This window comes from Falsiroseomonas selenitidurans (assembly GCF_012103215.1).
Classification (GTDB): Bacteria; Pseudomonadota; Alphaproteobacteria; order Acetobacterales; family Acetobacteraceae; genus Falsiroseomonas; species Falsiroseomonas selenitidurans.
Window position 1 is genome coordinate 1 of record NZ_JAAVNE010000125.1, and the last position, 1,143, is coordinate 1,143.

Below are 1,143 nucleotides of genomic sequence, written 5' to 3' on the forward strand. Positions count from 1 at the left end.
CGGCGCCAGCCCCGAGGCTCGGCGGTTCCGCCACCGGCACCGGCGCCGGCGCGGCGGGCGGGCCGCCCTCGGCCAGCGCGGCCAGCCGGCCCAGCAATTCGGGTGGCGCCGGCACGTCCCGATGCGCCTCGAGCACCGTGGCGCGCTGGCGGCGCAGCGTGTCCACCGCCGCCAGCAGCCCGTCCGCCACCGCGCCATCCACCGCCAGGCGGCCATTGCGCGCGAGGCCCAGCAGATCCTCGCAACGATGTGCCACGTTCTTCATGCCCGGCGCGCCCAGCGCGTCCGACATGCCCTTCAGCGAATGGAAGGCGCGGAACAGCCGGTCCACCGCCGGCCGGTCGGCGGCGCCGGCGGAGAGGATGCGGTCGATCGCATCCAGGTGGTCCTCCGATTCGCCGGCGAATTCCTGCCAGAGCGCTTCGTCTTCGATCATTGCGGGTGCCCCGCATGGTCGGTCATCGGGTGCCCCGCATGGTCGGTCATCGGGTGCCCCGCATGGTCGGTCATCGGGTCCCCCGCCGGGTCGGTCATCGCGGCGCCTCCACCGGCAGCCCGGCGGCACGGCGTGCCGTGCGCAGCAGCGCCGCCCCCTGGCGTTCCCGCAGATCCGGGCTCAGCGCGCCGGAGGGCTTGCCGACGATGCCCGCCGCCCCAAGCCGCCGCGCCATGACGGCGGTGGCCGAGCCGGGCCGCGCGGCGGAGGAAACGATCACCACCGCGCCACCGCCCCGCAGCGCCCAGCGGCGCAGCACGCCGATGCCGTCCAGCTCCGGCATTTCGATGTCCAGCATGGTGAGGTCCGGCGCCAGGCGCTCCAGCGCCGCCAGCGCCTGCACGCCGTCCGCGGCTTCTCCCACCACCTCGAACTCCGCATCCAGCGCCAGCGTCTCCCGCACCAGGCGGCGCATCATGGCGCTGTCATCCACCACCAGCACGCGGCGCCGCGCGGCACCGGAAGGCCCCGGCGGCAGGTCGTGGCCGGCGGCGGCGATGGACGCCGCCTGGCGGGCCAGCGCCTCCGCCCGCGCCGGCAGGGCGGCGCCCTCGAAGGGGTCGAGCGGCAGCGCCTCCAGCATCGCGCCCAGCGAGCCGAGGCCGAGCGCCGCCGCCATGCCGCGCAGCGCCTCCGCCACGCGCTGC

Annotated in this window: 2 protein-coding genes; both read right to left on the minus strand. The window is 76.8% G+C overall.

The genetic code is table 11. From position 1 onward, the window contains the following. Window positions 1–436, minus strand: a 436-nt coding sequence (locus HEQ75_RS27625) for an Hpt domain-containing protein (RefSeq protein WP_209318820.1), incomplete at its 3' end; no start/stop codon positions are given. A 94-nt stretch (window positions 437–530) separates the two neighbouring features. Further along, a partial coding sequence (locus HEQ75_RS27630) for a response regulator (protein WP_168035332.1) occupies window positions 531–1,143 on the minus strand: 613 nt, incomplete at its 5' end.